This is a genomic window from Marinobacter sp. UBA2498 (assembly GCF_002341575.1).
GTDB lineage: Bacteria > Pseudomonadota > Gammaproteobacteria > Pseudomonadales > Oleiphilaceae > Marinobacter > Marinobacter manganoxydans.
Genome location: NZ_DDOI01000006.1, coordinates 70,075 through 74,051 on the forward strand (window position 1 = coordinate 70,075; position 3,977 = coordinate 74,051).

General features: G+C 54.9%; 7 protein-coding genes. All 7 read left to right on the forward strand.

The window, feature by feature from the left end; genetic code table 11:
- The first annotated feature begins 388 nt into the window (after window positions 1–388).
- Window positions 389–772: a hypothetical protein gene (locus B2W52_RS00660; protein ID WP_273095077.1), complete on the forward strand. Its 384-nt coding sequence runs from the start codon at window positions 389–391 to the stop codon at window positions 770–772.
- A gap of 110 nt (window positions 773–882) precedes the next feature.
- Complete coding sequence (locus B2W52_RS00665; protein WP_286800986.1) at window positions 883–1,182, forward strand: hypothetical protein; 300 nt, start codon at window positions 883–885, stop codon at window positions 1,180–1,182.
- A gap of 99 nt (window positions 1,183–1,281) precedes the next feature.
- Complete coding sequence (locus tag B2W52_RS00670) at window positions 1,282–1,791, forward strand: DUF411 domain-containing protein (protein ID WP_094625678.1); 510 nt, start codon at window positions 1,282–1,284, stop codon at window positions 1,789–1,791.
- 10 nt (window positions 1,792–1,801) lie between these two features.
- Window positions 1,802–2,656, forward strand: a complete 855-nt coding sequence (locus B2W52_RS00675; RefSeq protein ID WP_273068932.1) for a beta propeller repeat protein — start codon at window positions 1,802–1,804, stop codon at window positions 2,654–2,656.
- Window positions 2,649–3,086, forward strand: a complete 438-nt coding sequence (locus B2W52_RS00680; protein WP_008173721.1) for a c-type cytochrome — start codon at window positions 2,649–2,651, stop codon at window positions 3,084–3,086. Before B2W52_RS00675 ends, B2W52_RS00680 begins: the two co-directional genes overlap by 8 nt.
- A gap of 69 nt (window positions 3,087–3,155) precedes the next feature.
- Complete coding sequence (locus tag B2W52_RS00685) at window positions 3,156–3,632, forward strand: hypothetical protein (RefSeq protein ID WP_008173720.1); 477 nt, start codon at window positions 3,156–3,158, stop codon at window positions 3,630–3,632.
- 26 nt (window positions 3,633–3,658) lie between these two features.
- Window positions 3,659–3,977, forward strand: a 319-nt coding sequence (locus B2W52_RS00690) for a cytochrome c biogenesis CcdA family protein (RefSeq protein ID WP_286800988.1), incomplete at its 3' end; no start/stop codon positions are given.

Genomic DNA, 3,977 nt, shown 5'->3' on the forward strand with positions numbered 1-3,977 from the left:
CGAGCCCGAATATCACCAGCTGTTCCCAGCCAAAGGTGAGTCCCGCGATGACCCCGAAGGCGCCAAACAACCACCAACGCCGTGGCCCTGTCAGCAAACCCACCGGTCCTCCTCTCATTATCGTCCCTCATTTTTACCGTGGTTGTTGGTTGCTCATTTTCACCGCTTATGCGGTAAACAGTTGCAGTTGAGCATTTTTGAGAAAATAACGTTGAAGCACGGTTTAAGGTCAAGACTTTTGTCAGAATGGTCAAAGTGAATTCACCTTGAGCCTTTGGATATCGATGGCGTTGTGTCATTGAAATAAAAACTGCTAGGATTTGGTGAACTAAAAGTCGAGCTGTGTGTCACAGCGTTGAACCTTTACAGCTTGGTGCTTGGAATCAGGATGACCGCAACGATCCGCCAACTAATTTCCGCACTGCTATCATTGCTTTTAGTGATCAGCGGCCAGGCGTTGGCTATGTCCAAAATAATGGACAGTCAGGCGGACACTTCAATGTCGGATTGCGGTTCCATGATGATCCAGCAGACTGAAGGTGTTAGTTCCCCCGTAGACACTGCCAGTAATTGTGGTTCTGTCCCTGATATGGGCTGCCCGAGCCCCGCTGGGCTGAGCAAATGCGGCGTCAGCGTCACTTTTGCCGTCGTACCAGTCAGCTCCATCGGCTTTACCGGCACCGGTTCACAACCGGTATTGAGTTCACGAGCGGACCTTTATGAGGATCCGTTCCTGGCTTCTGCAACCCCACCCCCAGAAAACCACTCCTGAGTTTTAGCCCTGATTCTTGCCCCTCGTGGCAGATTCTTTAACGTTAATTCTTGCAACAAAGTCTCGTGTTTCCGTTCATCTGAAGCGGGGCTTTAATCGGAGTGAATCAAATGCGCAATTCAAAAACCAAGCTTACCATCACAGCGATTTTTCTGGCCGCTACCATTGGCTCCTTCTCTGCATTAGCCCATGAGGACGAAGGAAAAGCCATGATGTCCTCAGAAGGCATGAAGGATAAAGCCATGATGTCCTCAGAAGGCATGAAGGATATGGGTGGCATGATGGGGATGATGAACATGATGTCCGATATGTCCCCTGAAGACCGTAAAGCCATGACCGCAGCGTGCATGAAGATGATGCAGGCTCATGGTGGCGATGGCATGAAAGACAAAGACACCGGCACCAAATAACCATTTGGACACCCTCATGAACTGAAGCTATGGGCCGGGGATGCATGTGCATCCCCGAGCCCTGCACTGCATATAAGCGATTCCAACCGAGGATTTTCCATGAAGACCATGAAACTCGCCCTTTATACGGGTATAGCCGCTGTCGTTATCGGCGCTGGCGCCACCTTGGCCATCCAGGCCAACGAATCTGACCAGTCATCGGTTGCGCAAGCCGAGAGTGGAAAGACAGTTCAGGCCATCACCATTTACAAGAGCCCCAATTGCGGTTGCTGCCAGGACTGGGCCGAGCACCTCGCGGCCAATGGCTTTGAGACCCGCATCGTTGAAACCGACAACCTCAATGAAATCAAGCAAGAGTACGACGTACCCCGAGATATGGCGTCCTGCCACACTGCGCTGATCGGAGACCTGGTGATTGAGGGCCATGTGCCGGCCAATGACATCGTCGCCTACCTTGAGGACCCGCAGTTCAATACGATTGGGCTATCAGTGCCGGGCATGCCCCATGGCACCCCCGGCATGGAAACCGGCCGGAAGGACGATTACCAGGTCATCGCTTTTAATGCCAATGGCAAGCAAGGTGTTTTCCGTGAACACAAGGATTACTGAGGTCAGCCCCATGAAAACGATGGTTTACCGCCTGAATTCTGGCGTTTCCAGGCTTTTCCTGTTCGCGTTGATTGCCGTCATGCCGGGCCTGGTTCAAGCCCAGTCTGCGACTGATGGCCAAGCAGTGAAGGCGCTGACGACTGACGCCTCCGGCGCCCTACTGGTGCTTCGGAATAGCGGCCTGCTTGCCGTGGAAGGCCAGAGCACTACCGAGATCCCGCTGCCACCGTCCGATTCCGGCGCTCCCCCTCGGTCCATGGCAAAGGGCGCGGACGAAAGTCTGTACCTGGCAGGGCCTGGCCTTGGTATCTGGCGCTATGACAACGCCAGCAAGCGCTGGCAATCCCTCAATGACACCCTGCCGGATCTCGGAATCACGGCGATTGCCGCCCACGCCACCCAAGCCGAAACGCTTTACGTCTATCTCGGTGAAAGTGGCATGTTCCGATCCAGGGACGGCGGTGCCGAATGGGTGAAGGTAGACAGTGGCCCCCGGGAGCCGGTGCAGGCATTCCTGCACTCGGATATGCCGGGCAGTATGGAAAGTGGCTGGCTGTTCGCTGGCACCACCCGCGGCGTTGCCCGCTCCATGGACTGTTTCTGCTTCTGGGGCGATGCCGGCGAATTACGAGGGACTGTGACTGCTATTGATTACGATCCTTCTGCCCCGGAGAACGTCTACGCCGTGATCGAGGGGCAACTTCACCACAGTTCGGACGGTGGCGAAAGCTGGGCTGGCCTTAAGATACCCGAGCCAGTCACCGCTCTGACATTCTCACTCAAGGAAGGACTCGTGGTGGGCACAGAGGATGGAGATCTGCTTTCGCAGAACGCCTCTGGCGAATGGGTACCTGTTCATGAATAAGTGGTCTTTCCCGCTGGTCTTGCTCGTTGCCCCGGCCCTTGTGGTGGCGGGGGGCGCGCCACCAAACAGTGACAGTGGGCCGACCGAGGTGGCCGAGGGTCGCCAGATTTACGAGCAATACTGCGCCGCCTGCCACGGATGGCAGGGCGAGGGTGCTGCCGACTGGACCAAACCGGATGAGAAAGGCGAAATGCCCCCGCCACCGCACGATGAGACAGGCCACACCTGGCGCCACAGCGATGCCATGTTGTTCAGGATGATTGCCGAGGGCTGGCGACATCCCTTCAATAAAACGGATAGGCTGACGATGCCGGCGTTCAAGGACATCCTCACCGACCAGGAAATTCAGTTGGTGATCGAGTACCTGAAAACGCTATGGACGGAAGACCAGCGCCGTTATCAACGGAGCGAAAGTCAGGACGTTAATTAGGCTGAGGGTCCTTCCTGATTTCTCACGGACACCAGACAACACTCACGCTAGATCTCGGGTAACTCGAAAATGTCGTTGAATCAGCACTTCAAGAAATGGTCATGGTTATTCGGTATCGCCGGTTTCAGTCTGATGGTCGCTGCAATTTTCGTGCTGCCGCAGTACCTGAAGCCAGATCTGGATGCCGGTGTCACTTTTTACGCCACCGAGGGATGCGCACCTTTCAAGGGTCAGTGTATCGGGCGAAAGGACAATCAAGCCATCACAGTCGGTTTAGGTAATGAAGCCATCGAATCTATGACAGAAATTCCCATTCGTGTGCATCTCGCTAACATGACAGCAGACTCCCTAATCGTCGATTTTGAAGGGCTTGAAATGTACATGGGCGTGGTCCGCACCCAGCTGGTACCGAATGCCCAGGGCGTCTACCAGGGAACCTTTACCCTGCCGGAGTGCGGTACAGGCAAAATGCTATGGCGGGCACGGGCCATTATCAATAACGGCAGGTCCAGGGAAGGCATCAAATTCGATTTCTGGGCAATTTGACAGACTCACCGAACTTGGAGGGCTAAATGCCTGATCTTGCAACTTGGGGAATTGCCGCCGCGTTTGCCGGTGGTCTCATATCGTTTTTTTCACCCTGCACGCTACCTCTGGTTCCCGGCTACCTGTCGGTCGTGACTGGAGGTGCCCTGACCGAGGCTTCGAATCGGTTGAAGGCCCTTTGGCTGAGCCTGTGTTTTGTGATGGGGTTCAGTCTGATCTTTATTGCCCTGGGAGCAAGCGCAAGTGCTTTAGGGCAATGGTTGATGGCCTATCGTGAAGAGGCCAACCTGGTGGCCGGCGTGCTCATCGTTCTAATGGGTCTGTTTATGCTGGGCTGGTGGAGCA

What these genes read in the sequence shown, in the direction of transcription:
- B2W52_RS00660 (WP_273095077.1), top strand. Translation starts at nt 389, where the DNA reads ATGACCGCAACGATCCGCCAACTAATTTCCGCACTGCTATCATTGCTT.
- B2W52_RS00665 (WP_286800986.1), top strand. Translation starts at nt 883, where the DNA reads ATGCGCAATTCAAAAACCAAGCTTACCATCACAGCGATTTTTCTGGCC.
- B2W52_RS00680 (WP_008173721.1), top strand. Translation starts at nt 2,649, where the DNA reads ATGAATAAGTGGTCTTTCCCGCTGGTCTTGCTCGTTGCCCCGGCCCTT.
- B2W52_RS00670 (WP_094625678.1), top strand. Translation starts at nt 1,282, where the DNA reads ATGAAGACCATGAAACTCGCCCTTTATACGGGTATAGCCGCTGTCGTT.
- B2W52_RS00685 (WP_008173720.1), top strand. Translation starts at nt 3,156, where the DNA reads ATGTCGTTGAATCAGCACTTCAAGAAATGGTCATGGTTATTCGGTATC.
- B2W52_RS00675 (WP_273068932.1), top strand. Translation starts at nt 1,802, where the DNA reads ATGAAAACGATGGTTTACCGCCTGAATTCTGGCGTTTCCAGGCTTTTC.